27 protein-coding genes are annotated in these 26,292 nt (G+C 67.8%); 21 read left to right on the forward strand and 6 right to left on the reverse strand.

Annotated features, from left to right (window positions below; all coding sequences use genetic code 11):
- Nucleotides 1-148 precede the first annotated feature (148 nt).
- From hda to BM013_RS06395, 5 genes are all read left to right on the forward strand, one after another.
- A complete protein-coding gene (gene hda, locus BM013_RS06375) occupies nucleotides 149-835 on the forward strand; it encodes a DnaA regulatory inactivator Hda (RefSeq protein WP_256219780.1) in 687 nt (228 codons plus the stop codon).
- A gap of 27 nt (nucleotides 836-862) precedes the next feature.
- Nucleotides 863-2,515, forward strand: coding sequence for a polynucleotide adenylyltransferase PcnB (pcnB, locus tag BM013_RS06380; RefSeq protein WP_093124276.1), 1,653 nt, complete (start codon nucleotides 863-865; stop codon nucleotides 2,513-2,515).
- Nucleotides 2,512-3,237 carry a 2-amino-4-hydroxy-6-hydroxymethyldihydropteridine diphosphokinase gene (folK, locus tag BM013_RS42180; RefSeq protein ID WP_371279630.1) on the forward strand — a complete coding sequence of 242 codons (726 nt, stop codon included), beginning with the start codon at nucleotides 2,512-2,514 and terminating at the stop codon, nucleotides 3,235-3,237. The genes pcnB and folK overlap by 4 nt, the downstream gene beginning before the upstream one ends.
- Before the next feature lie 138 nt (nucleotides 3,238-3,375).
- Complete coding sequence (locus BM013_RS06390) at nucleotides 3,376-4,020, forward strand: DUF47 domain-containing protein (RefSeq protein ID WP_012746613.1); 645 nt, start codon at nucleotides 3,376-3,378, stop codon at nucleotides 4,018-4,020.
- Between the two features lie 14 nt (nucleotides 4,021-4,034).
- On the forward strand, nucleotides 4,035-5,045 hold the full coding sequence (locus BM013_RS06395) for an inorganic phosphate transporter (protein WP_093124279.1): 1,011 nt from the start codon (nucleotides 4,035-4,037) through the stop codon (nucleotides 5,043-5,045).
- A 43-nt stretch (nucleotides 5,046-5,088) separates the two neighbouring features.
- On the opposite strand, the gene BM013_RS06400 is transcribed toward BM013_RS06395, so the two are convergent.
- Both BM013_RS06400 and BM013_RS06405 read right to left on the reverse strand, forming a co-directional pair.
- Nucleotides 5,089-5,535, reverse strand: a complete 447-nt coding sequence (locus tag BM013_RS06400) for a TM2 domain-containing protein (protein WP_093124281.1) — start codon at nucleotides 5,533-5,535, stop codon at nucleotides 5,089-5,091.
- A gap of 37 nt (nucleotides 5,536-5,572) precedes the next feature.
- Nucleotides 5,573-6,097 (reverse strand): GNAT family N-acetyltransferase, encoded by a 525-nt coding sequence (locus BM013_RS06405; RefSeq protein ID WP_093124284.1) that lies wholly within the window; start codon nucleotides 6,095-6,097, stop codon nucleotides 5,573-5,575.
- Nucleotides 6,098-6,277: 180 nt separating this feature from the next.
- Between BM013_RS06405 and rpsP the strand changes: the two genes are divergently transcribed.
- The 8 genes from rpsP to BM013_RS06445 all read left to right on the forward strand — a co-directional run bounded on the left by rpsP (nucleotide 6,278) and on the right by BM013_RS06445 (nucleotide 12,446).
- On the forward strand, nucleotides 6,278-6,541 hold the full coding sequence (rpsP, locus tag BM013_RS06410) for a 30S ribosomal protein S16 (protein ID WP_093124286.1): 264 nt from the start codon (nucleotides 6,278-6,280) through the stop codon (nucleotides 6,539-6,541).
- 15 nt (nucleotides 6,542-6,556) lie between these two features.
- The gene (gene rimM, locus BM013_RS06415) at nucleotides 6,557-7,111 is read left to right on the forward strand and encodes a ribosome maturation factor RimM (protein ID WP_093124289.1); all 555 of its coding nucleotides are present in this window, start codon (nucleotides 6,557-6,559) and stop codon (nucleotides 7,109-7,111) included.
- Between the two features lie 16 nt (nucleotides 7,112-7,127).
- Nucleotides 7,128-7,874, forward strand: a complete 747-nt coding sequence (gene trmD, locus BM013_RS06420) for a tRNA (guanosine(37)-N1)-methyltransferase TrmD (protein ID WP_093124292.1) — start codon at nucleotides 7,128-7,130, stop codon at nucleotides 7,872-7,874.
- A gap of 110 nt (nucleotides 7,875-7,984) precedes the next feature.
- Complete coding sequence (gene rplS, locus BM013_RS06425; RefSeq protein WP_093124295.1) at nucleotides 7,985-8,362, forward strand: 50S ribosomal protein L19; 378 nt, start codon at nucleotides 7,985-7,987, stop codon at nucleotides 8,360-8,362.
- A gap of 163 nt (nucleotides 8,363-8,525) precedes the next feature.
- Nucleotides 8,526-9,245, forward strand: coding sequence for a CoA pyrophosphatase (locus BM013_RS06430; protein WP_093124297.1), 720 nt, complete (start codon nucleotides 8,526-8,528; stop codon nucleotides 9,243-9,245).
- Nucleotides 9,246-9,297: 52 nt separating this feature from the next.
- Nucleotides 9,298-10,299 carry a CobD/CbiB family protein gene (locus BM013_RS06435; protein WP_093124300.1) on the forward strand — a complete coding sequence of 334 codons (1,002 nt, stop codon included), beginning with the start codon at nucleotides 9,298-9,300 and terminating at the stop codon, nucleotides 10,297-10,299.
- A gap of 16 nt (nucleotides 10,300-10,315) precedes the next feature.
- Nucleotides 10,316-11,407, forward strand: coding sequence for a histidinol-phosphate transaminase (hisC, locus tag BM013_RS06440; RefSeq protein WP_093124303.1), 1,092 nt, complete (start codon nucleotides 10,316-10,318; stop codon nucleotides 11,405-11,407).
- A gap of 13 nt (nucleotides 11,408-11,420) precedes the next feature.
- Nucleotides 11,421-12,446, forward strand: coding sequence for a hypothetical protein (locus BM013_RS06445; protein ID WP_093124305.1), 1,026 nt, complete (start codon nucleotides 11,421-11,423; stop codon nucleotides 12,444-12,446).
- A 9-nt stretch (nucleotides 12,447-12,455) separates the two neighbouring features.
- Here the strand turns inward: BM013_RS06445 and rsgA are convergent, their stop codons facing one another.
- From rsgA to BM013_RS06460, 3 genes are read right to left on the reverse strand one after another with little or no spacing between them, the layout of a single operon-like run.
- Nucleotides 12,456-13,409, reverse strand: coding sequence for a ribosome small subunit-dependent GTPase A (rsgA, locus tag BM013_RS06450; RefSeq protein ID WP_093124308.1), 954 nt, complete (start codon nucleotides 13,407-13,409; stop codon nucleotides 12,456-12,458).
- Between the two features lie 12 nt (nucleotides 13,410-13,421).
- Nucleotides 13,422-13,778: a 4a-hydroxytetrahydrobiopterin dehydratase gene (locus BM013_RS06455; protein WP_093124310.1), complete on the reverse strand. Its 357-nt coding sequence runs from the start codon at nucleotides 13,776-13,778 to the stop codon at nucleotides 13,422-13,424.
- Nucleotides 13,779-13,803: 25 nt separating this feature from the next.
- A complete protein-coding gene (locus BM013_RS06460) occupies nucleotides 13,804-15,063 on the reverse strand; it encodes a M48 family metallopeptidase (protein ID WP_093124313.1) in 1,260 nt (419 codons plus the stop codon).
- A 59-nt stretch (nucleotides 15,064-15,122) separates the two neighbouring features.
- Between BM013_RS06460 and orn the strand changes: the two genes are divergently transcribed.
- The 6 genes from orn (at nucleotide 15,123) to BM013_RS06490 (ending at nucleotide 21,909) form a co-directional block, all read left to right on the forward strand.
- The gene (gene orn / locus BM013_RS06465; protein WP_093124316.1) at nucleotides 15,123-15,719 is read left to right on the forward strand and encodes an oligoribonuclease; all 597 of its coding nucleotides are present in this window, start codon (nucleotides 15,123-15,125) and stop codon (nucleotides 15,717-15,719) included.
- A gap of 292 nt (nucleotides 15,720-16,011) precedes the next feature.
- Nucleotides 16,012-17,955, forward strand: coding sequence for a DEAD/DEAH box helicase (locus BM013_RS06470; protein ID WP_093124318.1), 1,944 nt, complete (start codon nucleotides 16,012-16,014; stop codon nucleotides 17,953-17,955).
- A 211-nt stretch (nucleotides 17,956-18,166) separates the two neighbouring features.
- Nucleotides 18,167-19,240, forward strand: coding sequence for an NAD/NADP-dependent octopine/nopaline dehydrogenase family protein (locus BM013_RS06475; protein ID WP_093124321.1), 1,074 nt, complete (start codon nucleotides 18,167-18,169; stop codon nucleotides 19,238-19,240).
- A complete protein-coding gene (locus BM013_RS06480) occupies nucleotides 19,230-20,234 on the forward strand; it encodes a 3-hydroxybutyryl-CoA dehydrogenase (RefSeq protein ID WP_093124324.1) in 1,005 nt (334 codons plus the stop codon). Before BM013_RS06475 ends, BM013_RS06480 begins: the two co-directional genes overlap by 11 nt.
- A complete protein-coding gene (locus BM013_RS06485) occupies nucleotides 20,231-21,028 on the forward strand; it encodes an alpha/beta fold hydrolase (protein WP_093124326.1) in 798 nt (265 codons plus the stop codon). The genes BM013_RS06480 and BM013_RS06485 overlap by 4 nt, the downstream gene beginning before the upstream one ends.
- Nucleotides 21,025-21,909 (forward strand): quinone oxidoreductase family protein, encoded by an 885-nt coding sequence (locus BM013_RS06490; RefSeq protein ID WP_093124329.1) that lies wholly within the window; start codon nucleotides 21,025-21,027, stop codon nucleotides 21,907-21,909. The genes BM013_RS06485 and BM013_RS06490 overlap by 4 nt, the downstream gene beginning before the upstream one ends.
- A gap of 52 nt (nucleotides 21,910-21,961) precedes the next feature.
- Here the strand turns inward: BM013_RS06490 and BM013_RS06495 are convergent, their stop codons facing one another.
- Nucleotides 21,962-22,447 (reverse strand): MarR family winged helix-turn-helix transcriptional regulator, encoded by a 486-nt coding sequence (locus tag BM013_RS06495; protein WP_093124331.1) that lies wholly within the window; start codon nucleotides 22,445-22,447, stop codon nucleotides 21,962-21,964.
- 144 nt (nucleotides 22,448-22,591) lie between these two features.
- Between BM013_RS06495 and BM013_RS06500 the strand changes: the two genes are divergently transcribed.
- Nucleotides 22,592-24,784, forward strand: a complete 2,193-nt coding sequence (locus BM013_RS06500; protein WP_093124333.1) for a thiamine pyrophosphate-dependent enzyme — start codon at nucleotides 22,592-22,594, stop codon at nucleotides 24,782-24,784.
- Nucleotides 24,785-24,788: 4 nt separating this feature from the next.
- Nucleotides 24,789-26,291 (forward strand): indolepyruvate oxidoreductase subunit beta family protein, encoded by a 1,503-nt coding sequence (locus BM013_RS06505; protein WP_093124335.1) that lies wholly within the window; start codon nucleotides 24,789-24,791, stop codon nucleotides 26,289-26,291.
- Nucleotide 26,292: the final 1 nt, after the last annotated feature.

Genomic DNA, 26,292 nt, shown 5'->3' on the forward strand with positions numbered 1-26,292 from the left:
TCGGGAAGGACGCGAAAAGCCGCGAAAGGACGCGAAAGAACGCGAATAGTAGGAGCTGAAGGGGTCGCCGGTAACCATGGTGGCCGGCCCGATAGAATTCCTCACGATTTTAAGGGCCCTCGCGGCCCCCTCCATGAACCTTCCCGGGATGAAACAGCTCGCGCTCGATATCGGCATTGCGACGGGCCCCAGCTTCGACGCCTTTTTTGCCGGCCCCAACGAGGCGGCGCTGCGCCATCTGCAAGTGTGGGTGGGCGGCGCCGGCAGCCCTGCGCTGCACTCGCCGGTGCCGACCTATCTGTGGGGCGACGGCGGCAGCGGCAAGACCCATCTGCTCGAATCGGTGCGTGTCGCACTGCGCGAGCAGGGCGCCAGCGTGGGCTGGCTGCACGCCGGCCTGCTGGAGCCGCCCGAGTTCGACGAGCGCTGGGGCGCCGTCCTGCTCGACGACGTGCACCTCTACACCGCCGTGCAGCAGCACGCGGCCTTCAACTGGTTCGTCAACGCACAGACCCTGCAGCGCGGCGTGGTCGCCGCCGGCGCCTTGCCGCCGGCCGACCTGCCGCTGCGCGAAGACCTGCGCACCCGCCTCGGCTGGGGCCATGTCTTCCACCTGCACGTGCTGAGCGAAAGCGAACGCCGCGCGGTGCTGCGCCAGGCCGCCGACGCGCGCGGCGTGATGTTGTCCGATGATGTGCTCGACTACATGCTGCACCGCTTCAGCCGCGACCTCGGCAGCCTGATGGAGCTGCTCACGCAGCTCGACGGCTATGCCCTGCAGACGCAACGCGCGATCACCATTCCGCTGATCCGCTCCATGCTCGAGAACGAATAAAAGAGCGAACAAGGCTTCCAACCAACAATGATCAAGAAATTCATCGACAAGCTGCTCGGCAAGTCCGCCGGCGGCACACAGGGCGCGAGCCGTTTCGGCAAGCGCCAGGAGGTGCCGGCGGAGGTCCACAAGATCGATCCGGCCCTGGTCGACGAACGCGCGAAGAACGTGGTCACCACGCTGCAGCAGGCCGGCTACGAGGCCTACGTGGTGGGCGGCGCGGTGCGCGACCTGCTGCTGGGGCTGCGCCCCAAGGACTTCGACGTGGCCACCAACGCCACGCCCGAGCAGGTGAAGTCGCTGTTTCGCCGCGCCTTCATCATCGGGCGGCGCTTTCGCATCGTGCACGTGGTGTACGGGCGCGGCCGCGAACATGAGGTGATCGAGGTCTCGACCTTCCGCGCCTACATGGACAACACCGCCGCCGAGCAGGTGTCGGGCAACGAGCGCACCAGCAAGGGCGAACTGGCGAGCATGAAGCACGCCGTGGACGCCAGCGGCCGCGTGCTGCGCGACAACGTCTGGGGCCCGCAGGAAGAAGACGCGGCGCGCCGCGACTTCACCGTGAACGCCATGTACTACGACCCGGCCAACCAGGTGGTGGTGGACTATCACAACGGCATCAAGGACGCGCAGAAGCTCACGCTGCGCATGATCGGCGACCCGGCCACGCGCTACCGAGAAGACCCGGTGCGCATCATTCGCGCCATCCGCTTCTCGGCCAAGCTCGCGGCCCTGGGCTTCAAGATGGAAGCCAAGACGGCGGCGCCGCTGATCGAGTCGAGCAAGCTGCTGGCCGACGTGCCGCAGAGTCGCCTGTTCGACGAAATGCTCAAGTTGTTGCAGACCGGCCACGCCATTGCCACCATCGAGCAGCTCAACAAGCTCGGCCTGGCGCGCGGCATCTACCCGCTGCTCGACGTGGTGGTGGAGCGCGCCGACCAGCCCTTCGTGAAGGCCGCCCTGCAGGACACCGACCGCCGCGTGGGCGAAGGCAAGCCCGTGGCGCCCAGCTTCCTGCTGGCCTGCGTGCTGTGGGCCGACGTGCGCGACGGCTGGGCCCAGCGCCAGGAAGGCCGCCACGGCCAGCGCGCGCAGCCGCCGTTCCCGGCGCTGCAGGACGCCATCGACGACGTGTTCAATTCGCGCATCGGCGACGTGTCGGGCCGCGGCAAGCTGGCCGCCGACATGCGCGAGATCTGGATGATGCAGCCGCGCTTCGACAAGCGCACCGGCTCCACGCCCTACAGCCTGGTCGAGCAGGCGCGCTTTCGCGCCGCCTTCGACTTCATGCGCCTGCGCGCCGATGTGGGCGAGGTGGGCGAGGCGATTGCCGAGTGGTGGCAGGAATTCAGCACCGCCGACGACGTGCGCCGCCAGGATCTGCTGGAGCAGGTGCGCGAAGAGCAGAAGGTGCGCCAGCGTGTGCGCGTGCGCGAGACGGCGCAGCCGCCCAAGGCCCCCGCCAAGCCGCGCGGCGAACCGGCCATGCGCCTGCATGACGCCGACGCCAGCGCCAACTCCGAGACCGAGCAGGACGACGAGCTGGAAGTCGAAGCCGGCGCCGTGCCGCCCGATGGCGAAGCCGTGCCGCGCAAGCGCCGGCGCCGCCGCAAGCCGCGTCCCGCGGGAGGTGGCAGTGGCGGTGGTGAGGGCGGCGGGAGCGCCGAAGGCGCATGAGCGCGTCCGACAAGCCGAAGGACGGCAAGAAAAGCAGCGCCCCCCAGGGGAAGCCGTCGCGTGAAGCGGCCGGCAAGCCGGCGGGCGCACGGCCTGCGGGTGCGAAGTCCGCGGGCGCCAAGCCTGCAGGAGTCAAGCCCGCAGGAGCTAAACCCGCAGGACTTAAACCTGCGGGTGCCAAGCCCGCGGGTGCCCGGGGCGCGCCGCCTGCGCGCCGCGCGCCCAGCCGGGGCCCCAGCCGCGTGCGCGAGGACTATCCGACCGTGCAGGCCTTCGTCGCCATCGGCGCCAACCTCGGCGACGCCGAGGCGGCCGTCAAGGCGGCCATGGACGCGCTGGGCGCATTGCAGCGCACGCAGGTCACGGCCCGCTCGTCGCTCTATCGCAGCGCGCCGGTCGATGCCACCGGCCCCGATTTCATCAATGCCGTGGTGGCCCTGCGCACCGGCCTGGACGCCGAGCAGCTGCTCATCGCCATGCAGCGCCTGGAGACGCAGGCCGGCCGCGAGAGGCCGTTCCCCAATGCGCCGCGCACGCTCGATCTCGACTTGCTGATGCACGGCAACTCGGTGATCGACACGCCCACGCTGACCCTGCCGCACCCGCGCATGCGCGAGCGCGCCTTCGTGCTCAAGCCGCTGGCCGAGATCGCACCCGACAAGGTGCCGCGCGTGGCGCTGTCGCGCGTGTCGGGCCAGGTCATCGAACGCATCCGGAACTGAGCGCCGCCGACGATCGGCCGCACGGCGGGAACCCCGCCGGCGCGGTGCGGGTTCGCCCTCCCATTACACTTGTGCGGTTTTTCACGACCCTGTCACACGCCTGTGGCAGGGCGAGACCCGAGATTCCAGGAGAGCGCCATGTTCGGCAAGCTGCTGCCCCGCGAGGGGAATTTTTTTGAGATGTTCAACCAGCACGCCGAGCGCATCGTCGAGGCGGCGCGCGCGTTCGAGCAACTGGTGGCCAACTACAGCGACGTGCACCTGCGCGAGCAGTACAACCGCGACGTCGACAACGCCGAGCGCGCGGCCGACCGCGTGACGCACGACGTCAACCGGCTGATCCACAAGACTTTCATCACGCCCATCGACCGCGAGCAGATCCACAAGCTCATCAACACGATGGACGACGTGGCCGACCTGATCCAGGACTCGGCCGAGACCATGGCGCTGTACGACGTGCGCCACATGACCGACGAGATCGTGCGCCTCACGGCCCTGAGCGTGAAGTGCTGCGACCGCCTGAAGGACGCCGTGAAGTTCCTCGGCAAGATCGCCGACCCGGCCGTGGCCGAGGCCACGCTGAAGACCTGCGAGGAAATCGACCGCCTCGAGTCGGACGCCGACCGCGTGATGCGCAGCGCCATGAGCAAGCTGTTCCGCGAGGAGCCCGATGTGCGCGAGGTGATCAAGCTCAAGGCGATCTACGAGTTGCTCGAGACGATCACCGACAAGTGCGAGGACGTGGCCAACGTGATCGAGGGCATCGTCCTCGAGAATTCCTGAGCGGGTAGCGACCGATGGCAACGGTACAGGTCGCCCTCTGGGTGGTGGTGGTGCTGGTCGCGCTGGCGATCCTGTTCGACTTCATGAACGGGTTCCACGACGCCGCCAATTCGATTGCGACGGTGGTCTCCACCGGGGTGCTCAAGCCCGGGCAGGCCGTGGTGTTCGCGGCCTTCTTCAACCTGGTCGCGATCTTCATCTTCCACCTGAGCGTGGCCGCCACCGTGGGCAAGGGCATCGCCCAGCCCGGGGTGGTCGACGTGCACGTGGTGTTCGGCGCGCTGGTGGGTGCCATCAGCTGGAACCTGGTCACCTGGTACTACGGCATTCCGAGCAGCTCGTCGCACGCGCTGATCGGCGGCATCGTGGGCGCGGTGATCTCCAAGACCGGCACCGCCGGCCTCGTGGCCTCGGGCATCTGGAAGACGGTGGCGTTCATCTTCGTGTCGCCGCTGCTGGGCTTCCTGCTGGGCTCGATGATGATGGTCGTGGTGGCCTGGGGCTTCCGGCGCGCCACGCCGTCGCGCGTGGACCGCTGGTTTCGCCGGCTGCAGCTGGTGTCCGCGGGCGCGTACAGCCTGGGTCACGGCGGCAACGACGCGCAGAAGACCATCGGCATCATCTGGATGCTGCTGATCGCCACCGGCTACGCCTCGGCCAGCGACGCGAACCCGCCGACCTGGACCATCGTGAGCTGCTACACCGCGATTGCGCTGGGCACCATGTTCGGCGGCTGGCGCATCGTGAAGACGATGGGCCAGAAGATCACCAAGCTCAAGCCCGTGGGCGGCTTCTGCGCCGAGACGGGCGGGGCGCTGACGCTGTTCCTGGCCACCGCGCTGGGCATTCCGGTGTCGACCACCCACACCATCACCGGCGCCATCGTCGGCGTGGGCTCCACGCAGCGCGCGAGCGCGGTGCGCTGGGGCGTGGCGGGCAACATCGTGTGGGCCTGGATCTTCACGATCCCGGCGTCGGCCTTCGTGGCGGCGATTGCCTACTGGATCAGCCTGCAGGTCTTCTAAAGACCTTTGCCGGTGCTGATCGGGGCCGATCGCGGCCCGTCCGCTACTGCGAAATCTTCCGGCCCTCTTCGATCTGGTGCTCGAAGTAGCGCTGGAAGCTGAACACGATGCTGGCCATCAGGATCGTGCTGCCGAAGAACAGGGCCAGCACCACCGCGCCGATGGTGAACCAGTTCGTCTGGCCGGGCGCCGCGTCTTCCGGCGCGCTCGTGTTGAAGCGGGCATTCCATTTCTCGGGCGTCATCAGCCCGTAGACGATGGCCATCAAGGCGCAGCCTGCGATGGTGAAGCCTAGCAGCGGAATCAGCGCCCAGCTCAGGCCGTCGTCCACGCCGTACATGCGCACGCGCTCGATGCCGTAGACGCCCAGCGCCGTCGGAATCGGCAGCAGCCAGCCGAGCCAGTCGCCCATGCCTCGCAGGTAGAAGCGGTGCAGGCCGAGCGGGCCGCCCAGGAAGGAGAGCCAGGCGGCGGTGGTCTTGTTTTTCATTCGGGAATCAGTCGGTGCCATTCGGCGTCATTCGGCTTCATTCGGGTTTGGTGGTGCTGCCTTCGCCGAGCACCTTTTCCATCAGCACGACGTCGCGCCATTCGCCGAACTTCCAGCCGCAGTCTTTCAGCACGCCCACGTGCGTGAAGCCCTGGCTGCGGTGCACGCCGACGGAGCCGGCGTTGGCCGAGTCGCCGATCACCGCGATCAGCTTGCGCACGCCCACCGCTTCGGCGGCCTGCGACAGCGCTGCCAGCAGCTTGGCGCCCAGACCCTTGCCGCGCGCTGACTCCGACATGTAGATCGAGTCCTCGGCCGAAAAACGGTAGGCCGGACGCGGCTTGAACCAGTTGCAGTAGGCAAAACCCAACACTTCGCCATTTTCTTCAGCCACGAGATACGGCAGATTCTTGGCCAGTACGTCGGCGCGGCGGGCGGCCATGTCGGTGGGGGAGGGAGGCTCCGTTTCGAAGGTGCCGGTGCCGTGCAGCACGTGGTGGGCGTAGATGGCCGTGATGGCTGCAACGTCTTCGTCGCGACTGGGGCGCAGGGTGAGGGGCATGCGGATGAAAGCAGGTGGCGCGAGGCCGAAATTCGGAGGAAACGCTTGTCGGGCTATAATCGCGGGCTTTTCAGCGTGTCGCTGGCCGGGTGGCCATGTCGCGTGTCTCGACGCTGGAAGAACATTGTGAGCGGGCCTCTTCTTCATCCATAAGGCCTGCTGACCACCCAAGGATAAATCATGGTCGTCATTCGACTCTCCCGCGGCGGCTCCAAAGGCCGTCCGTTCTTCAACATCGTCGTGTCGGACAAGCGCGTTCGCCGCGATGGCCGTTTCATCGAGCGCCTGGGTTTCTACAACCCGACCGCCAAGGAAAACGAAGAAAGCATCCGTATCGCCCAGGACCGCCTGGCGTACTGGAAGAGCGTCGGCGCACAAGCTTCGCCCACGGTCCTGCGCATCATCAAGCAAGCTGCTTCGGCAGCTCCCAAGGCGGCGGCTTAAGCCGGCCGCACGGCGATGTTGCCTGCCCTCGAAACCGCCGAATTGCCGGCGGACGCGATTGAAGTAGGGCGCATCGCCGATGCCTGGGGCATCAAGGGCTGGTTCAAGGTCCTGCCCCACAGCGCCCAACCCGAGGCGCTCTTTTCTTCCAAGCGTTGGTTCCTGCAGGCTCCCGGAGCCTCGGCAAGCAGCGCTTTCCGGCTCGCGATCCGCGAAGCCAAAGAACATTCCGACTGCATCGTCGCCACGTCCGACGACGTGCCCGATCGCAATGCGGCCGAAGCATTGCGCGGCGCGCGTGTGTTCGTGCCGCGCTCGAGCTTTCCCACGGCCGGCGACGACGAGTACTACTGGGTCGACCTGATCGGCCTGTCGGTGGTCAACCGCGAAGGCGTCGTGCTCGGCGCGGTGCGCGAGCTGCTCGCCACCGGCCCGCAGACCACGCTGGTGCTCACTGCCGAGCAAGACGGCAAGGCCATCGAGCGCATGGTGCCTTTCGTCTCGGTCTTCGTCGACAAGGTCGACCTGCCCGGCCGCCTGATCACGGTCGACTGGCAACCCGAATACTGACCGGCGACCGCGCGGCATGCGCTTCGACGTTCTCACGCTGTTTCCCGAGCTGTTCGCGCCTTTCATGGCCAGCGGCGTGACGCGCCGTGCCTACGAATCGAAGCAGGTCGAGGTCGTGCTGTGGAATCCGCGCGACTTTGCGCAGGGCAACTACAGGCGCGTGGACGACCGGCCGTTCGGCGGCGGTCCCGGCATGGTCATGATGGCCGAGCCCTTGTCCGACTGCCTCGATGCGGCGCTCGCGGCACGCGGCTCGCAGGCGCCCGTGGTGTTGTTCTCGCCCATCGGCGAGGCGCTGCGGCACGAGGCGGTCGAACGCTGGTCGGCCAGCGAAGGCGCGGTGCTGGTCTGCGGCCGCTATGAAGGCATCGACCAGCGTTTCATCGACACCCGCGTCACCCACCAGATCAGCCTCGGCGACTTCGTGCTGTCCGGCGGCGAAATCGCGGCCATGGCGCTGCTCGACGCCGTGGCGCGCCTGCAGCCCGGCGTGCTCGGCGACGAGGCCAGCCACGTGCAGGACAGCTTCAATCCCGCGCTGGACGGCCTGCTCGACTGCCCGCACTACACGCGGCCCGAGCAGTGGAACGGGCAGGGCGTGCCGGCGCCGCTGCTCTCAGGTCACCATGCGCAGATCGAGCGCTGGCGGCGTGACCAGCGCCTGGCCATCTCGGCCGCGCGGCGGCCGGAACTGATCGACGCAGCCCGTGCAGCGGGCCGTCTTGGCAAGGCCGATGAGGCCGTGCTGAAAAAAAAGCTATAATCGGCGGTTCCCCGATCCTCTGCCCGGCCGCGCCGGTCTCTTCAGCGATCCGTCGTTGAAGGCCCAAGGCGCCTTTTGTGTAGCCCGACACGATCGACTATCAGGAAATCATGAACCTCATCCAGACCCTCGAGCAGGAAGAAATTTCCCGCCTCGGCAAGACCATTCCCGATTTCATGCCTGGTGACACGGTCATCGTCAGCGTGAACGTCGTCGAAGGCACCCGCAAGCGCGTGCAGGCCTACGAAGGCGTCGTGATCGCCAAGCGCAACCGTGGCCTCAACAGCGGCTTCACCGTGCGCAAGATCTCCAGCGGCGAAGGCGTGGAACGTACGTTCCAGACCTACAGCCCGCTGATCGCCGGCATCGAAGTCAAGCGCCGTGGCGATGTGCGCCGCGCCAAGCTGTACTACCTGCGTGAACGCAGCGGCCGCTCGGCACGTATCAAGGAAAAGCTGCCGAGCAAGTCGACGGCTGCTGCCAAGTAAGCAGTCCTGTCGTGCACAAAAAGCCGCCGCTCTGGCGGCTTTTTGCATTGGCGCTGCGCACGGCGCCGCACACCAAAAGACAGCGCCGCATTTTTACGCTCTACTCCCTACCTGTCCCGCCCCCGGGCCGCTTCCTCTCTTGACCCACACCGCCGCCGCCTCCATGCAACCCGTTCCCGTCGAACCCGTCAATGCCGTGGTGCCGCCCACGCTGCTGCAGTTCGACCCGCGCGAGGCGCCGTTCGTGGACGGCAGCGACGGCTTGCCCGCGGTAGCGGCCGACCAGCTGACGGCGCAGGCCCTGCGCGCACGATTCGCCACGCCGCCGGCGTGGACCCCCGAACTGCGCCGCGAGCCCAACATGGTCGACCGCCCGCCCGCGCTGGCCGCGGTGCTGGTGCCGGTCGTGCAGCGCCCGCAAGGTGCGGCCGTGCTGCTGACCGAGCGCACCACGCACCTGTCGAACCACTCGGGGCAGGTCGCGTTTCCGGGCGGCCGTGTCGATCCGGAAGACGCCAACATCGCCGCGGCCGCACTGCGCGAGGCGTGGGAGGAGGTCGGTCTTTCGGCGCAGTACATCGAAGTGCTGGGCAGCCTTCCGACCTACACCACGGTGACTTCGTTCATCGTGACGCCGGTGGTCGCGCTGGTGCAGCCCGACTTCGAGCTCACCATCAATCCCTATGAGGTGGCCGAGGCCTTCGAGGTGCCGCTGGCCTGGCTCATGGACCCCGCCAACCACCGCCGCCATTCCGTGAGCGCGGTCGACGGCCGCCGGCGCGAGTGGTATTCGATGCCGTACCAGGACGGGCCCGACGAACGCTTCGTCTGGGGCGCGACGGCCGGCATGCTGCGCAATCTCTACCGCTTCCTCGCCGCCTGAGTCTCTTGCGAACGGCGCCTGAACCTTCAAGCGCTCTCGCTATCATCGAAGGATGAGCTTCTTTGCCATCCTGTGCGCGTTGCTGATCGAGCAGGTGCGCCCGCTGGGCCCGCGCAATCCCGTGTACGGCGGTGTCCTGGCGTGGACGCGCTGGACCAGCCGCAACTTCGACGCGGGCAAGCCGCATCACGGATGGATCGCCTGGGGCCTCGCGGTGTTCGTGCCAACCCTTCTTTCGCTGGGCATCCACTGGCTGCTGGTGCTCACGCTCGGCCTTCCTTTTGCGGTGCTCTGGAGCATCGCGGTGCTCTACGTCACGCTCGGCTTCCGGCAGTTCAGCCACCACTTCACCGACATCCGCGACGCGCTCGACGAACGCGACGAGCCGCTCGCGCGCTCGCTGCTCGCGCACTGGCAGGGTGTGGATGCGGCCGATCTGCCGCGCAGCGAAATCGTGCGCCATGTCATCGAGCATTCGGTGATCGCCGCGCACCGCCACGTGTTCGGCGTGCTGGCATGGTTCTCGATCGTCGCGGCCATCGGCCTGGGTCCCGCGGGCGCGGTGTTCTACCGCATGAGCGAATTCGTCTCGCGCTACTGGGCGCACAAGAACGGCGCCGCGCTGCAGCCCTCGAGCGCTTCCGCGCAGGAGGCCGCGGACCGCGCATGGCATGCGATCGACTGGCTGCCCGCGCGCATCACCGCGCTCGGCTTCGCGGTGGTCGGCAGCTTCGAAGAGGCGATCGATTGCTGGCGCAACGACGCGCAGCGCTTTCCCAACGAGAACGACGGCGTGATCCTCGCGGCCACGTCGGGCGCGGTGAACGTGCGCCTTGGCGGCGGTTCGCTGCGGCCGATCCCGGTGGCCGACCCGCTGCCCCGTGCCCAGGCCGGCGAACCGGTGGCCGACGGCAGCCGCTTCGACAGCGGCAGCACGCCCGGCCGGGAGCCCGAGCCCGCCCACTTGCGCAGCGTCGTGGGCCTGGTCTGGCGTTCGGTCGTGATGTGGATGGTGCTGCTGGCCTTGCTCACGCTGGCTCGCCTGCTGGGCTGAGCGAAGGAACAACCCCATGACCCACCCCGTGCCGGCTTTCTGGAGCCCGCGCATCGCCGCGCTCGAGCCCTACGTGCCCGGCGAGCAGCCGCGCATCGCCAACCTCGTCAAGCTCAACACCAACGAGAACCCGTACCCGCCGTCGCCCGTCGCGGTCGAGGCCATCCGGCGTGCCGCCGAGAGCGGCCTGGAGCTCTATCCCGACCCGACCTCGCTCGCGCTGCGCGAAGCGGTCGCGCGCCGGCACGGTCTCCAGCCCGAGCAGGTGTTTGCCGGCAACGGCTCCGACGAAGTCCTTGCGCACGCCTTCTTCGCGTTCTTCCAGCAAGCCGAGCCGCTGCTGATGCCCGACGTGAGCTACAGCTTCTACAAGGTCTATGCGCAGATCTACGGCATCGCCTGCGAGCTGCAGCCGGTGGACGAGGGCCTGCGCATCGACGTCGACGCCATCGCGGCGCGTGCCCGCAACGGCTGCGCGGGCATCGTGATCGCCAACCCGAACGCGCCGACCGGCATCGGCCTGCCGCTCGCGCGCATCGAGCAACTGCTCGACGCTTGCCCCGACCGCGTGGTGCTGGTCGACGAGGCCTATGTCGATTTCGGCGGCCAGAGCGCGCTGCCGCTGGTCCACAGGTATCCCAACTTGCTGGTGGTGCAGACCCTCTCCAAGGCGCACGCACTGGCCGGCCTGCGTGTCGGCTTTGCCTGCGGCCAGTCGCACCTGATCGACGCGCTCGTGCGCGTCAAGGACAGCTTCAATTCCTACCCGATCGACCGGCTGGCCTCGGCCGGTGCGGTGGCCTCGCTGGACGACGAGGCGTGGTTCCGCAGCACCTGCGCCAAGATCGCCGACACCCGAGAAGGCCTCGTGCTGCAACTTGAAGACCTGGGCTTCGAGGTGCTGCCTTCGCAGACCAATTTCGTTTTCGCGCGCCATCCGCAGCGCGATGCCGCCGAGCTGGCGGCGCTGCTGCGCGAGCGCGCGGTGCTGGTGCGGCACTTCAAGCAGCCGCGCATCGCGCAGTACCTGCGCATCAGCATCGGCACGCGCGAGCAATGCAGCCTGCTGGTGCAGCACCTGCAGGACATTCTTGACCCCGCCTCCTGAAAGACCCCCGGCAATGACCACCCCCGACTCCGATCCGCGCGCAGCGGCCTGTGCAGGCTTCTGGCAAGCGGTGAGTGCCGAGATCGACAACTTGCGCACGCTGCCGGCCCACGACCTGGTGCAAGCGCTCAACGCGTTGCTGCAGCCCCTCTTTCCGCGGCTGGCTGCCGAGGTGGCCGGAGATCCGCCCGCCTTCAAGCTCGTGCTGACCGCGCATGGCTCGATGGACGACTTCGGCGACGTGATGGCGCTGGCGCAGAGCAGCCCCGCGCTCGCCCCGATCGAGGTGGAGGCCTTCCGCCAGCGCGCGAACGACAGTTTCGCGATCCGCATGGACGGCTTCGAGCTGGCGAGCGCCGACATTCTTGTGAAGCACGAACCGTACGACGGCCTGGTGGCGCTGGAAATCGGCTTCGCCAAGCCGATTCCCATGGACATGCAGGACCACGCGCGCCACATGAGCCTCATCATGCTCGACCACATCCTGGGCGAGTACGACACCGCGGTGAAGGTCGGTCCGGTCGACTATGTCGATGCGGGCGACAGCGAGGGTTTCGACGGCGTGCCGCTCGATGGCTTCGCGCCCGTGTTCGATGCCTTCTGGCGCGACGACCTTGGCCACACCGGTGTGTTCCCCATGGGCGAGCACGCCTGGTCGGGCCTGAGCGCCACGCGCGAGGCTGCGGACGGCAGCGAGGTCGAGGTGGTCGTGATGCGCAACGACTCCGCCACCGCGCTGCTGGGCCGCGCAGACCTCGGCCACCGGCTGTCGGCGGCGATGCCGGTGGAGTCGGGCGAGGAGCTGGAAGAGGCCCGCCTCTACGAAGACCGGCTGACCGCGCTGCTGCAGAAACACGAAGAAGGCTGCTGCACGCACGTCGTGCTGGAGGAGGGCGTTCGCACCGTTCACTTCCAGGTGGCCGATGAGGCTGCAGCGATCACGCACGCGCAATCGCTGCAGGAAGACATGGACCTGCCGGTGACGCTGGACCTGGTGTTCGACCCGACGTGGAGGTCGTACCGGATCTGGCTGCGCTGAAGCGCGGCCTCAGTACCGCTTCTGGCTGAGCTCGGCGAACAGCTCGCCGTAGATCTTGTAGCGGCTCGGGCTGATGGCACCGGGCGCGCCGGCCGTTCCCACGTTCGCGATCACGCCGCAGCCCGGCTCGTGCAGGTGCGTGCAGTTGTAGAACTTGCAGTCGCCCATGTGCTCGGCGATGTCGGGCATCAGGCCGGCGAGCTGCATCGGCTCGATGTGGTTCAGGCCGAATTCCTGGAAGCCCGGCGAGTCGATCAGGCCCGTGGTGCGGGCTGCGTCGATCCAGTACCAGGTGGTGCTCGTGGTCGTGTGCTTGCCTGAATTCAGCGCCTGCGAGATCTCCTGCGTGAACGCGGTGGCGCCGGGCACCAGCAGGTTGGTCAACGTGCTCTTGCCCGCGCCCGACGGCCCGAGCACCAGCGTCGACTTGCCGGCGAGCAGCTTCATCAGCGACGCGTAGTCGGCTTCGCCCGAGGCCTTGAGCGACAGCGGCAGCACGCCGTGGTGCATGCGCCGGTAGGGCGCCAGCTTGGTCCAGGCGCGCTCGAAGGGCTCGACCAGGTCGCTCTTGTTGAGCGCAATGATCGGCGTGATGCGTTCGGCTTCGGCCGCGATCAGCGCGCGCGCCAACTGGTGTTCGGAGAACTCCGGCTCGGCCGCGATGAGGATCAGCACGTGGTCGAGGTTGGCCGCGAACGACTTGGTGCGGATCTCGTCCTGCCGGTAGAACAGGTTGCGCCGCGGCAGCACCTGCTCGATGGTGCCTTCGTCCTCGCTGGCCTGCCAGTGCACGCGGTCGCCGACCACGGCCTGGCTCTTCTTGCCGCGCGGATGGCAGATGCGCCGTTCGCCGTCGGGCGTCTCGACGATGCAGTGGCGCCCGTGGCTGGCAATGACCAGGCCTTCCTGGAGGTTCTTCGCGGCGGTGGCCGCGGAAGCGGCGGCGCGGCCCGGCTTAGCCAAGGGCGTGTTCCGTCATGCGGCGGCACCGGGGGCGGCGACCAGTGCGTCGGCCTGACGGGCGCAGTCGAAGTCGGTGACCGAGAGGCCGCCCACGTCGTGCGTGTTGAAGCGCACCACGCAGCGGTTGTAGTGCACCGACAGGTCGGGGTGGTGGTCTTGCGTGTGCGCCACGAAGGCCAGCGCGTTCACGAAGGCGATGGTCTCGAAGTAGTTGGCGAAGGTGAAGGTCTTCTCGACGGCGACGTCTGCGCCGTCGCCGGTGAGCTTCCAGCCGTCGAGGCGCGCCAGGCTCGCCACGATCTCGGTGGCGCTCAGCGCCTTGCGGGGAGGAAGATTCTTCCAGTCTTTGGGCTTGAACATGCTGCTCATGGTGGGCTGCTTTGGAGGTGAGGGGTCATGCCGCGGCCATGTGGGCCAGGCGCTCGGATATGGGAGGGTGCGAGTAGTAGAACTTGACGAACACGGGGTCGGGCGTGAGGGTGGCGCCGTTGTCCTTGTACAGCTTGAGCAGCGCAGCCGAAAGTGCGGTGCTGCTGGTTTGCGCCACTGCGTAGGTGTCGGCTTCGAATTCGTTCTTGCGCGACAGCTGCGAGAACATCGGAGCGATGAAGAAGCTGAAAACCGGCACGGCCAGCATGAACAGGAGCAGCGCCAGGGCATTGTTCGGGGCCGTCATGTCGGGCCGCACACCCAGCCCCGCATAGAACCAGACCTGTGTCGAAACCCAGCCCAGCAGTGCGAATGCCGGCAGGTTCAGAAGACATGTCATCACGAGGCTTTTCCAGAGATGCCGGTGCTTGAGGTGGCCCAGCTCGTGTGCCAGCACAGCTTCCATCTCGGCGGCGTCCAGTTGGCTCAGCAGCGTGTCGTAGAACACCACGCGTTTACTGACGCCGAAACCGGTGAAGTAGGCATTGGCGTGCGCGCTGCGCGTGCTGCCGTCCATCACGAACAACCCCTTGAATGCAAAGCCGCAGCGCTTCAGGAGGGCCATCACGCGCGTTTGCAGCACGGGGTCGTCGAGCGGGGTGAACTTGTTGAACCAAGGGGCGATGAAGAGGGGATAGATCACCTGCAACAGCAGCAGAAAGAACGTGAGCGCGCCCCAGGCCCACAGCCACCACATCGGGCCGGCCGCGGCCATCAGCCACAGGATCAGTGCTGCGAACGGGAGGCCCAGGGCCGCGCCCACCACGGTCCACTTGGCCGTATCCAGCAGCCAGAGCTTGACGGTCATCCGGTTGAAGCCAAAGCTCTCTTCGAGCTTGAAGATCCGCCAGAGCGAAAAGGGAAGTCCGAGCAGGCCGCCGATGGCCGCAAAGGAGGCGATGAGCACAATCTGCTGCAGCATCCCACCGCCCATCCAGGCCAGCAGGAGCTTGTTGAGCAAGTCGAGTCCGCCAAGCAACGTCCAGCCTAGAAGTATTGCTGCGCTGACGGCCATCTCGATGATGTTGAGCCGGGTCTTGGCGGCGGTGTAGTCGGCAGCCCTCTGGTGCGCAGCCAGCGTGATGCTCTGCGCAAAACCGGCCGGCACGGCGGCGCGATGCTGTGCCACATGGCGCATCTGCCTGGATGCCAGCCAGAACTCCACGATCAAGCCCGCAACCAGCGCAATGGCGAAAGCTGCAGTAAAGATGAGCGAATAGGACATAAGGCGGCGAGTTTAGCCCTCGGTATCTGGCGCCGCAGCCCTTCGACGACAATCCTGCGATGCCTGAATCCCTCGACCCGACGCCCCCGGCCGCAGTGCCGACCCTGAAGAAAAGCGACCAGAACCTGGTCTGGCTCGACTGCGAAATGAGCGGCCTGGACCCTGAAAAGGAGTTCCTGCTCGAAATCGCCGTGGTCGTGACGGGCCCCGACCTCACGCCCCGCATCGACGGCCCGGTGCTCGTCATTCACCAGAGCGACGCCGTGCTCGACGCCATGGACGCCTGGAACAAGGGCACCCACGGCCGCAGCGGCCTGATCGACAAGGTCAAGGCCTCCACGCTGGACGAAGCCGCCGCCGAGCAGCAGCTGCTGGAATTCATCGCCAAGTACATCCCCCGCAGCGGCTCGCCGATGTGCGGCAACACCATCGGGCAGGACCGGCGCTTCCTGGTCAAGTTCATGCCCAAGCTGGAAGCGTATTTCCACTACCGCAACCTCGACGTCAGCACGCTGAAGGAGCTGGCCAAGCGCTGGAAACCCACGGCCTACAACAGCTTCAAGAAGCAGCAGGCGCACACCGCGCTGGCCGACGTGCACGAGTCCATCGAGGAACTGGCGCACTACCGCGAGACCTTCCTGCGTCTCGTGGATTGAGTTGGCCTGCAGGCTGTGAAGCAAGTCACAGCCTGCGCGAGGAATGGGATTAGGTAAAAACCCGGATCCATGCCATAATCGCAGGCTTCGCTGATCGGACAGGTATTTCAAGTCCGGCCAGCGTCTCTTGCATCTCCCTATCTTGCACACCGCGCCCGATCGCATTCGCTGATCAAAAAGGGCCGCAGCCTCAGGCGTCAGCCGGAAGCTGAAATGTCGTTGGATGGTTGATGTTTTTAACCACCAACGGGGCGCCTGCCTACGGCAGCGCTCGCGTTTGAGATTGATATTCATGACCGACGCTTTTGAAGCGCAGGGCGAGTTCGCGCCTGTGCAATCCGCTACCCACAACGAATTCACCGCTGTTTCGGACACCGTGTCCGAAGCGCCCATCCTCGAGGCGCTGGATGCAGCCGCTCCCGAAGTGGCCGCCGCTGAAGAACCCGCCAAGCCCAACGGCTTCATCCAACTGGGCCTCGCACCCGAGCTGATCGCCGCCGTGGCCGACCTGGGCTTCACCCAGCCGACCACCGTGCAAGACAAGGTGATCCCGCTCGCCATGGGCGGCGAAGCCGGCCAGGACGGCAAGGCCCGTTTTGTCGACCTGATGGTCTCCAGCCAGACCGGTTCGGGCAAGACCGCAGCCTTCCTGCTGCCCGTGCTGCACACGCTGCTGAAGCGCCAGGCCGAAGCCGAAGCCGAAGCCAAGGCCGAGTTCCAGCGCCTGGCCGCCGAAGCCGCTGCCCGCGGCGAAGCCGTGCCGAAGAAGCCCAAGCGCAAGGACCCCACCAACGCGCGCCACTTCAAGGCCGCCACCCCCGGCGCCCTGATCCTGTGCCCGACGCGCGAACTCGCGCAGCAAGTTGCGCACGACGCCATCGAACTGGTTCGCCATTGCCGCGGCCTGCGCATCGCCAACGTGGTGGGCGGCATGCCTTACCAGCTGCAGATCGCCAAGCTGCAGAACGCCGACCTCGTGGTCGCCACGCCCGGCCGCCTGCTCGACCTGCAGCGCTCGCAACAGCTCAAGCTCGACCAGGTCAAGTTCCTGGTCGTCGACGAAGCCGACCGCATGCTCGACCTGGGCTTCTCGGACGACCTGGCCGAAGTCAACCAGCTCACCATCGAGCGCCAGCAGACGATGATGTTCAGCGCCACCTTCGCGCCGCGCATCCAGCAGCTGGCCCAGCGCGTGATGCGCGAGCCGCAGCGCGTGACCATCGACAGCCCGCAAGAAAAGCACGCCAACATCAAGCAGGTGCTGTTCTGGGCCGACAACAGCCAGCACAAGCGCAAGCTGCTGGACCACTGGCTGCGTGACACCACCATCAACCAGGCCATCGTGTTCGCGAGCACGCAAGTCGAGTGCGACGGCCTCGCCAACGACCTGCAGCAAGACGGCTTCAGCGCCGTGGCGCTGCACGGCGCCCTGAGCCAGGGCCTGCGCAACCGCCGCCTGATGGCGCTGCGCCAGGGCCAGGTGCAGATCCTGGTGGCCACCGACGTTGCCGCCCGCGGCATCGACGTGCCGACCATCACCCACGTCTTCAACTTCGGCCTGCCGATGAAGGCCGAGGACTACACCCACCGCATCGGCCGCACCGGCCGTGCCGGCCGCGACGGCATCGCCGTCACGTTTGCCGAGTTCCGCGATCGCCGCAAGATCATGGACATCGAGCATTACAGCCGCCAGCAATTCCAGGCGGAAGTGGTGCCGGGCATGGAGCCGCAACAGCGCATGCCGCAATCGCGCCCGCCGCAAGGCGAGTTCCGCGGCGGCCGCGGCGACAACCATTCGCGTGACCGCAAGTTCGGCGGCGGCGGCGGTCATCGCGGTGGCAATGCCGGCGGCTTCGGCGGCGGCAACAACAACTACGCAGGCGCCAGCGGCTTCAACGACCGCGGTTCGCGTCCCCCGGCACCGCGCGGCGGTGGCTTCGGCGGCCAGGGCCATGGCCATGGCGGCGGTCACAACGCCGGCTTCGGCGGCGGCCGTGACGAAGGCGGCAACGGCGGCGGCTACGGTCGCAAGCCGGGCTGGGGCGACAACGCCCCGCGCGGCGGCGGCAACGGCGGTGGCCGTGACTTCGCTCCGCGTGAGGGTTTCGCTCCCCGCGAAGGTTTCGCTCCGCGTGAAGGCTTCGCGCCCCGCGGCAATGGCGCAGGCCATGGCGGCCCGGGCAAGGTGTTCGTGCCCCGCGACGCGCAAAAGCGCTCGTTCAAGCCCAGCCGCTGATCCCCGGCCAGCGGCCTGACAGCCGCCTCGCCCCTCGAAAGCCCGCGCTTCTCACGAACGCGGGCTTTTTCATTTCGGGTTTCCGAGCAGCAGCGTATCGACCGATTTTGGTTGACACCTGAATCGATGAAAAGTAATGTAATAGCGCATTGCTTCCCCGGGTCCGTCCTGCGGCCGCCGGTTCATCGACACCTGCTTTTCGACTTTCGACATGAAAATTGCGATTCTTGGGGGTGGTCATGGCGCCTACGCGGCCGCCGCCGACCTGTCTGAAACCGGCCACGAGGTGCGCCTGTGGCGCCGCGACGCCGCCGCGCTGGAGCCCGTCGTCCGCGCCGGCGCGATCACGCTGAAAGACGCCGCCGGTGCCCGCGAAGTCCCCCTCGCGCTGGCTACCGCCGACATCGGCGCCGCCCTGAAGGGCGCCGAGCTGATCGTCATCCCCACGCCCGCCATCGCCCAGCACGACATCGCGCTCGCGATGGCGCCGCACCTCGCCGACGGCCAGGTCGTGTTCCTGCCGCCGGGCACCTTCGGCAGCTACGTGATGGCAAGGACGGTGAAGGAGGCGGGCAGCCGTGCCGACGTCGCCTGGGCCGAGACCGGCACCTTGCCCTACCTGGCGCGCAAGCACGGCGAGCGCGAGGTGAACGTCACCATCCGCGCCATCCGCCTGCCCACCGGCGTGTACCCGGCGCGCAAGGAGGCGCAGGCCATCGAGGTGATCCGCAAGGCCTATCCGGCCGTGCACGGCTGCGGCGATGCGCTCTCGGGTGCGTTGATGAACGCCGGCCCCGTCATCCACCCGCCGCTGATGGTGATGAACGCCGCGCCGCTGCAGCACTTCGAGCGCTGGGACATCCACAACGAAGGCACGCAGCGCGCCGTGCGCGACGTGACCGACAGGCTCGACCAGGAACGCATGGCCGTGCGCGAAGCCTTCGGGCAGGGCGCGCCGCACTATCCGCTGGCCGACCACTACAACAACGACCAGTGGATGTACGGCGACGCGCACAAGCAGCTCGTGAAGTCGGGCGACTGGCGCGAGAACATCGACCTGCACACGCACCGCTACATCACCGAGGACACCGAGCTCGGCCTGGCCTTCCTCGCTTCGGCCGCGCGCCATGCGGGCGTGGACGCGCCCATCGCGCACGGCCTGCTGGCCATCGTCGGCGGCTTCCTGGGCCGCGACCTGCGCCGCGGACCTCGCACCTTCGAAAGCCTGGGCCTGGCCGACCTGAGCGCCGCCCAGCTCAAGCAGAGGCTGCACGATGGCGAATGACGCTGCGCTGCCGCGCTTCGCGGCCGTCGGCGCGGGCCGCATGGGGCGTGGCATCGCCATCGCGTTCGCCTATGCCGGGCGCCGGATCTCGCTGATCGACCTGCGCCCGCGCGGCGACGACGCATGGCAGCGCCTGCGCGACGAGGCCAAGGCCGAGATCGAGGCCAGCCTCTCGGGCCTCGCGCAACTCGGCGTGATCGACGCCTCGCAGGTCGCGCGCATCGCCGCGCGCGTCGAGTTCGTCGATGCCGCGGCCGCGCCGCAGGCCCTGGCCGCCGCCGAACTCGTGTTCGAAGGCGTGCCCGAAACCATGGAAGCCAAGCGCGAGGCGTTCGAGCATCTCAACCGCCATTGCCGCGACGACGCCATCCTCACCTCGACCACCAGCAGCATCCTCGTGACGCAGCTGGCCGCACTCGTGCGGCTGCCAGAGCGCTTCCTCAACATGCACTGGCTCAACCCGGCTTACGTGATCCCGGTGGTGGAACTCAGCTGCCACCCCGGCACCGACGCCGCCGTGCTCGCGCGCACCAAGGCGCTGATGGAAGACATCGGCAAGCTGCCCGTGGTCTGCGGCGCGTCGCCCGGCTACATCGTGCCGCGCCTGCAGGCGCTGGTGATGAACGAAGCCGCACGCATGATCGAAGAAGGCGCTGCCACCGCCGAAGAAATCGACAAGGCCACGCGCTACGGCCTCGGCCTGCGCTTCGCCGCGCTGGGCGTGGTCGAGTTCATCGACTTCGGCGGCTGCGACATCCTGCACCACGCCAGCCGAGAGATGTCGGCCTCGCTCGACGCCGGCCGCTACACCGCGCCCGCCATCGTCGCTCGCATGGTCGAGCAAGGGCGGCTCGGCCTGAAGAGCGGCAGCGGCTTCTACAACTACGAAGGCCGCGACATCGCGGCCTACCGGCGCGACGTGCTCTCGCGCACGCTCGGCGAACTGCGGCACGCGGGCCTGTGGCGCGCGCCCGCCGGCGAGACCTTGCCATGAGCATCCGGCGCGCCTTTGCAGACCTGTCGGTGGGGCAGGTGCACTATGCGGAATGCGGCGACGCGCATGCGCCTGCCGTGCTGCTGCTGCACCAGTCGCCGCGCAGCTGGGCCGAGTACCGCGCGGTGCTGCCGCTGATCGGCGCGCACCGCCGCGCCATTGCGATGGACACGGCCGGCTTCGGCGATTCCGCGGACGGCGGCGTGCCCGCGAGCATCGAGCAATGGGCGCGCGTGGCGTGCGAACTGCTCGACGCGCTGAACATCGGGCAGGCCGACGTGGTGGGGCATCACACGGGCGGTGTCGTGGCGGTGGAGCTTGCCGCGGCGTTTCCCGATCGCATCCGCGGCCTGGTGCTGTCCTCGACCCCCTTCACCGACGAACCGTTCCGACGCGCGCGTGCGCAACGCCCGCCCATCGACGAGGTCGCGCCCAGCGAAGACGGTTCCCATCTGGCTGCGCTGTGGCAGAAGCGCCAGGGCTTCTATCCGAAGGGACGTCCCGACCTGCTCGAGGCCTTCGTGCGCGATGCGTTGAAGGTCGCGCATGTCGAAGAGGGCCATCGCGCCGTTGCGTCGTACCGCATGGAAGACCGCATCGGCCGCCTCGCGCAGCCCACGCTGATCGTTCGCGCCACCCTCGATCCGTTCGCGGCACCGCACGCGGCGGAGCTGCAGCATCACTTGCCGCACGCGCGCATCGCCGACATCGACGGCGGCATGGTGCCGCTGCCCGACCAGATGCCCGAGGCCTTCGCGCGCACGGTGCTCGACTTCCTGGCGACGCTGCCATGAAGGCCGTGCGCATCCACGGCTTCGATGCGGTGCCCGTGCTGGAAGAGGTCGCCGACCCGGTCGCGCGACCGGGCCGCACCATCGTGCGGATGGAAGCCGCAACCGTCGGGCACATCGACCGCACGGTGTGGCGCGGCAGCTTCCTGCGCCATCCACCGTTGCCCTACACGCCGGGCGTGGAGGCCGCGGGTGTCGTCATTGCGAGCGAGCGCTACGGCATCGGGCAGCGCGTGTGGCTGCGCGGCAGCGGGCTCGGCACGCTCTTCGACGGCACCTGGTGCGAACGGGTCGATGCGCCCGACGAAGCGCTGGGCCTCTTGCCCGACGGTGTGCCGATGGCGCTGGGCGCTGCGTTCTTTTCTCCGTGCACTTCGGCGTGGGTTGCGCTGCACGACGTCGCCAAGCTGCAGGCCGGTGAACACGTGCTCGTGACCGGTGCGAGCGGCGCAGTCGGCTCGCTCGTGATGCAGTTGGCGGGCAACCTGGGCTGCGCAGTGACGGCGGTGGATCCGAATGCGGAAGCACCGCCCATCGGCAGCGCCGACCTGCTGATCGATACGGTCGGCGGGGACGTGCTTGCGAAGGTGCTTCCCGCGGTGCGCCCCGGTGGGCGCTCGGTGTTGATCGGCTACACCGCCGGCCCGACGCTGCAACTCGACATTGCACACTTCCTGCAACGCGATGTGGCGCTTCTGCCGCTCAACATGTTTCGACGTGAATCGGCGGGCCGTGCCGCCGCGCCCGAATTGCTTGCAAGGCTGTCCGATGGCCGTCTGCGTTTGAACGTCGAGACTTTCGCACTCGGCGATGCGGCCCGCGCGCTCGACTGGATCGCGCAACGCGGCCACCGCGGCCGCGCCGTCCTCGTGCCCGACAGCTGAGCGGCGAAGGAGCAGTGAAGCAGCAGTGAGGGCGCGGCAAGGCCGCAAGGCCTCAGTCTTCCCCCGGCTCCTCGACCGGCACATGCACGTGCAGGTCGATCATCTGCCGCAGCGTCTGCTTGAGCTCTTCGGCGCGCCGCAGCCCGAAGGGCTCCAGCACGCGCCGTTCGTGATCGCGCGCCAGTTCCATCAGGTGCTCGACCGCCTTCAGCCCCTTGCGCGTGATGCGCACCAGCGTGATGCGGCGATCACTTTCATGGGGCAGCCGCTCGACCTGTCCGCGTGCTTCCATGCGGTCCAGCAGCCGCGTCACCGTGGGTTGCTTGGTCACTGTCACCTGCGCGAGCTGGCCGATGCTGACGGCCTCGCTGCCTGCAAGAGAGGCCATCACACGCCACTCCGAGATGGAGAACCCTTGCTGGCGCGCCACCTCGTGGAACTCCGAGGAGATCAGCTGGCTGGCCTGCGCCAGCAGCGCCGGCAGGTAGTCGTCGACGAAGCGATGCGCAGGCGACTCGGGCGTCGAAGGCTCAGCCATGAACGCACCCGGTGCATGTGGCGGGCACGCTGTTTGCATGTCTAGGGTAATTCATGATTGTGGATACATTCATTTGTCAACATTATAGAAAGCATGATGTGGCAGTTGAAGCGCATCGTTCCACGATAGACAACAAGGACCCACATGGCTGAGCGTTCGTTCGTCGAAGAAGTCAAGAAGCTGCGGCTTTCTGGCGGAGATGTCTTTCGTGGTGAAGGCATTCTGGCCGTGACCAAGGCCCTCCTCGAATCCGGGGTTTCCTACGTGGCCGGCTACCAGGGCGCGCCCATCTCGCACCTGATGGACGTGCTGGCCGATGCGCAGGACATCCTCGCCGAGCAGGGTATCCGTTTCGAGAACAGTGCCAGCGAAGCCACTGCTGCAGCCACTCTTGCGGCATCGGTCAATTACCCGCTGCGCGGTGCCGTCACCTTCAAGGCCACCGTGGGCACCAACGTCGCGTCGGACGCGCTGGCCAACCTGGCCTCGGGCGGCGTCACCGGCGGTGCGCTCATCATCGTGGGCGAAGACTATGGCGAGGGCTCGTCGATCATGCAGGAGCGCAGCCACGCGTTCGCCATGAAGTCGCAGATGTGGCTGCTCGATCCGCGTCCCAACCTGCCGAGCATCGTCGATGCGGTGAAGCAGGGCTTCGATCTCTCGGAAGCCAGCCACACGCCCGTGATGCTCCAGTTGCGCATCCGTGCGTGCCACGTGCACGGCCACTTCATCGCGGGCGACAACAAGCGCGCCAAGTTCACGCTGAAGGACGCGCTCGAGAACCCGCAGCGCGACGTCGGCCGAATCGTGCTGCCGCCGGCGAGCTTCGTGCACGAGCAGGAGAAGGTGAAAGACCGCTGGCCCGCCGCCGTGCGCTTCATCGAGGAGCGCAAGCTCAACGAGTTCTTCTCGCAGGACGCGGACGACATCGGCATCATCGTGCAGGGCGGCAGCTACAACACGCTGCTGCGTGCGCTCGAACGCCTGGGCCTGGCCGACGTGTACGGCAACACGCAGGTGCCGCTGTACGTGATGAACGTGGCCTACCCGGTCATCGAGAGCGAGGTGATCCGCTTCTGCGAAGGCAAGCGCGCGGTGATGGTGGTCGAAGAGGGCCAGCCCAACTTCGTCGAGCAGAACCTCGCGACCATCCTGCGCCAGGCCGGTTCGACCACCGCGCTGCACGGCAAGGACATGCTGCCCGTGGCCGGCGAATACACCGCGGCCGAACTGCTGAAGGGCGCGCGCAGCTTCTGCGAGCGCTACGACCGGCTCGCGCCGCTGCCCGTGCCTGCGCCCATTCGCAAGGTAATCCCGTTGATGGAAGTCGCCGCGGTCGGCGTCGACGCAGCGCCCGAGCCTGCGCTGCCGTCCACCGCGTTGGGCGAAGTGGTGCACGCCCGTCCGCCGGGCTTTTGCACCGGCTGCCCCGAGCGCCCGATCTTCAGCGCAATGAAGCTGGTCGAGCGCGAACTCGGCGCGCACCACGTGAGCGCCGACATCGGCTGCCACCTGTTCTCCATCCTGCCGCCGTTCAACATCGGCAATACCACCATGGGCTACGGCCTGGGCGGCGCGGGCGCCGCGGCGCTCAACGCGCCGGCCGGCAAGCGCGCGATCTCGATGATGGGCGACGGCGGCTTCTGGCACAACGGCCTCACCAGCGGCGTGGCCAACGCGGTCTTCAACAAGAGCGACAACCTCACCATCGTCGTCGACAACAACTACACCTCGGCCACGGGCGGACAGGACATCCTCTCGTCGCAGGCCATCAACAAGACGCGCAGCACCGGCCACGAGATCGAGCGCGCCGTGCGCGGCGTGGGCGTCGAGTGGGTGAAGACCTTGCGCCGCACCTACGACGTCGCCGGCATGCGCGACGCGCTGAAAGAAGCGCTCACCACCAAGACCAAGGGCCCGAAGGTGCTGATCGCCCAGTCGGAGTGCATGCTCAACAAGCAGCGCCGCGAGAAGCCGCTGGTGCGCAAGGCCGTGGCCGACGGCAAGCGCATGGTGCGCGAGAAGTTCGGCGTCGACTCCGACACCTGCACCGGCGACCACTCGTGCATCCGCCTGTCGGGCTGCCCGTCGCTGTCGATCAAGCCCAACCCCGATCCGCTGCGCACCGACCCGGTGGCCACCGTGCTCGACAGCTGCGTGGGCTGCGGCGTGTGCGGAGAGGTCTCGCATGCCGCCGTGCTGTGCCCGTCGTTCTACAAGGCGCAGATCGTCAGCAACCCGAGCCGTTGGGACGTGCTGCGCGAACGCGTGCGCGCCGCCGTCATCGGCTGGCTGCAGCGCGGCGAAGCGCGCCGCCGCGAAGCCTATGCCTTCTGAAGCAATGAGCACCGCACAACCTATCAAGATCGCGATCCTCGCCATGGGCGGGGAGGGCGGCGGCGTGCTGGCCGACTGGATCGTCGACATGGGCGAGGCCAACGGCTACGTTGCGCAGACCACCTCGGTGCCGGGCGTGGCCCAGCGCACGGGCGCGACCATCTACTACGTCGAGCTCTATCCCATGGCGCAGGCCGCGTCCGACGGCGGCCGCCCGGTGCTCGCGCTGATGCCGCTCCCGGGCGACGTCGACCTGGTGCTGGCATCGGAGCTCATGGAAGCCGGGCGCGCCGTGCAGCGCGGCCTCGTCACGCGCGAGCGCACCACGCTGATCGCTTCCACGCACCGCGTGTTCTCGATTGCAGAGAAAAGCGCGCTCGGTGACGGGCGCGTCGACAGCGGCCAGCTGCTCGCGCACACGGCCAGGGCGGCCAAGCGCTTCATCCGCTTCGACATGGCGCAGGCGGCCGAGGACTCGGGCAGCGTGATCAGCGCGGTGCTGTTCGGCGCGCTGGCGGGTTCGGGCGTGCTGCCTTTCAGCCGCGCGCAGTTCGAGGCGACCGTCGAGCGCGGCGGCGTCGGCGTGAAGCCCAGCCTGAAGGCTTTCGGCGCGGCCTTCGATCGCGCGCAGGACGGTGACGACGGCGAGCCCGCCAAGCCGGCAGCGGCCACCGCACCAGTGCCGCAGCCGCGCCACCCGGCCGTGCGCGCACTGGTCGAGCGCGTGCAGCGCGGCTTTCCGGAAGCCGCGCAAGACCTGCTGCTCGAAGGCGTGCGCCGCCTCATCGACTACCAGGACGTGGCCTACGCCGCCCTGTACCTCGACCGCATGGCGGCCGTCGCGGCCCTGCCGGCCGGCGACCACCGGCTGCTTCGCGAAACCGCGCGCCATCTCGCGCTGTGGATGTCCTACGAAGACACCGCGCGCGTGGCCGCGCTCAAGACCCGTGCCACCCGCTTCGAACGCGTGCGCGGCGAAGCGCGCGTGCAGCCGGGCCAGGTGCTGGCCATCAACGAATACATGCACCCGCGCCTGCAGGAAATCTGCGAGACGCTGCCCGGCGGCATCGGCCGCTGGCTCATGGGCTCGACGCTGCCGAAGAAGCTCGTCGAGCGCTTCACGCAGCACGGCCGCGTGATCCAGACCAGCTCGCTGAGGGGCTACCTCATGCTGCGCACCGTGGCGGCCATGAAGCGTTGGCGCCTGTCCACCATGCGCTATGCCGACGAGAACCGCCGCATAGAGGAATGGCTGCAGCGCATCGCCGCCACCGCGCAGCGCAACCCTGAACTCGCCGTCGAACTCGCGCAGTGCCAGCGGCTCGTGAAGGGCTACAGCGACACGCACGAGCGCGGCCTGCGCAACTACGACACCGTGATGCGCGCCTTCGAGCGCGCCGGCGCCGCACTGGCACCGGCCACGCTGCGCGAACTGCGCGACGCGGCGCTGGCCGACGAACACGGCCACAAGCTGCAGGCCGCGCTGGCGCAGCACGCACTGGCCTGAA

Origin of the sequence: Variovorax sp. OK605, assembly GCF_900115445.1 — a bacterium.
In the GTDB taxonomy this organism is placed as follows: Bacteria; Pseudomonadota; Gammaproteobacteria; order Burkholderiales; family Burkholderiaceae_C; genus Variovorax.

Bases quoted from the DNA above. Each gene is read 5' to 3' on its own strand.
- hda (WP_256219780.1), top strand. From the start codon at position 149: ATGAAACAGCTCGCGCTCGATATCGGCATTGCGACGGGCCCCAGCTTC.
- pcnB (WP_093124276.1), top strand. From the start codon at position 863: ATGATCAAGAAATTCATCGACAAGCTGCTCGGCAAGTCCGCCGGCGGC.
- folK (WP_371279630.1), top strand. From the start codon at position 2,512: ATGAGCGCGTCCGACAAGCCGAAGGACGGCAAGAAAAGCAGCGCCCCC.
- BM013_RS06390 (WP_012746613.1), top strand. From the start codon at position 3,376: ATGTTCGGCAAGCTGCTGCCCCGCGAGGGGAATTTTTTTGAGATGTTC.
- BM013_RS06395 (WP_093124279.1), top strand. From the start codon at position 4,035: ATGGCAACGGTACAGGTCGCCCTCTGGGTGGTGGTGGTGCTGGTCGCG.
- BM013_RS06400 (WP_093124281.1), bottom strand. From the start codon at position 5,535: ATGAAAAACAAGACCACCGCCGCCTGGCTCTCCTTCCTGGGCGGCCCG.
- BM013_RS06405 (WP_093124284.1), bottom strand. From the start codon at position 6,097: ATGCCCCTCACCCTGCGCCCCAGTCGCGACGAAGACGTTGCAGCCATC.
- rpsP (WP_093124286.1), top strand. From the start codon at position 6,278: ATGGTCGTCATTCGACTCTCCCGCGGCGGCTCCAAAGGCCGTCCGTTC.
- rimM (WP_093124289.1), top strand. From the start codon at position 6,557: ATGTTGCCTGCCCTCGAAACCGCCGAATTGCCGGCGGACGCGATTGAA.
- trmD (WP_093124292.1), top strand. From the start codon at position 7,128: ATGCGCTTCGACGTTCTCACGCTGTTTCCCGAGCTGTTCGCGCCTTTC.
- rplS (WP_093124295.1), top strand. From the start codon at position 7,985: ATGAACCTCATCCAGACCCTCGAGCAGGAAGAAATTTCCCGCCTCGGC.
- BM013_RS06430 (WP_093124297.1), top strand. From the start codon at position 8,526: ATGCAACCCGTTCCCGTCGAACCCGTCAATGCCGTGGTGCCGCCCACG.
- BM013_RS06435 (WP_093124300.1), top strand. From the start codon at position 9,298: ATGAGCTTCTTTGCCATCCTGTGCGCGTTGCTGATCGAGCAGGTGCGC.
- hisC (WP_093124303.1), top strand. From the start codon at position 10,316: ATGACCCACCCCGTGCCGGCTTTCTGGAGCCCGCGCATCGCCGCGCTC.
- BM013_RS06445 (WP_093124305.1), top strand. From the start codon at position 11,421: ATGACCACCCCCGACTCCGATCCGCGCGCAGCGGCCTGTGCAGGCTTC.
- BM013_RS06455 (WP_093124310.1), bottom strand. From the start codon at position 13,778: ATGAGCAGCATGTTCAAGCCCAAAGACTGGAAGAATCTTCCTCCCCGC.
- BM013_RS06460 (WP_093124313.1), bottom strand. From the start codon at position 15,063: ATGTCCTATTCGCTCATCTTTACTGCAGCTTTCGCCATTGCGCTGGTT.
- orn (WP_093124316.1), top strand. From the start codon at position 15,123: ATGCCTGAATCCCTCGACCCGACGCCCCCGGCCGCAGTGCCGACCCTG.
- BM013_RS06470 (WP_093124318.1), top strand. From the start codon at position 16,012: ATGACCGACGCTTTTGAAGCGCAGGGCGAGTTCGCGCCTGTGCAATCC.
- BM013_RS06475 (WP_093124321.1), top strand. From the start codon at position 18,167: ATGAAAATTGCGATTCTTGGGGGTGGTCATGGCGCCTACGCGGCCGCC.
- BM013_RS06480 (WP_093124324.1), top strand. From the start codon at position 19,230: ATGGCGAATGACGCTGCGCTGCCGCGCTTCGCGGCCGTCGGCGCGGGC.
- BM013_RS06485 (WP_093124326.1), top strand. From the start codon at position 20,231: ATGAGCATCCGGCGCGCCTTTGCAGACCTGTCGGTGGGGCAGGTGCAC.
- BM013_RS06490 (WP_093124329.1), top strand. From the start codon at position 21,025: ATGAAGGCCGTGCGCATCCACGGCTTCGATGCGGTGCCCGTGCTGGAA.
- BM013_RS06495 (WP_093124331.1), bottom strand. From the start codon at position 22,447: ATGGCTGAGCCTTCGACGCCCGAGTCGCCTGCGCATCGCTTCGTCGAC.
- BM013_RS06500 (WP_093124333.1), top strand. From the start codon at position 22,592: ATGGCTGAGCGTTCGTTCGTCGAAGAAGTCAAGAAGCTGCGGCTTTCT.
- BM013_RS06505 (WP_093124335.1), top strand. From the start codon at position 24,789: ATGAGCACCGCACAACCTATCAAGATCGCGATCCTCGCCATGGGCGGG.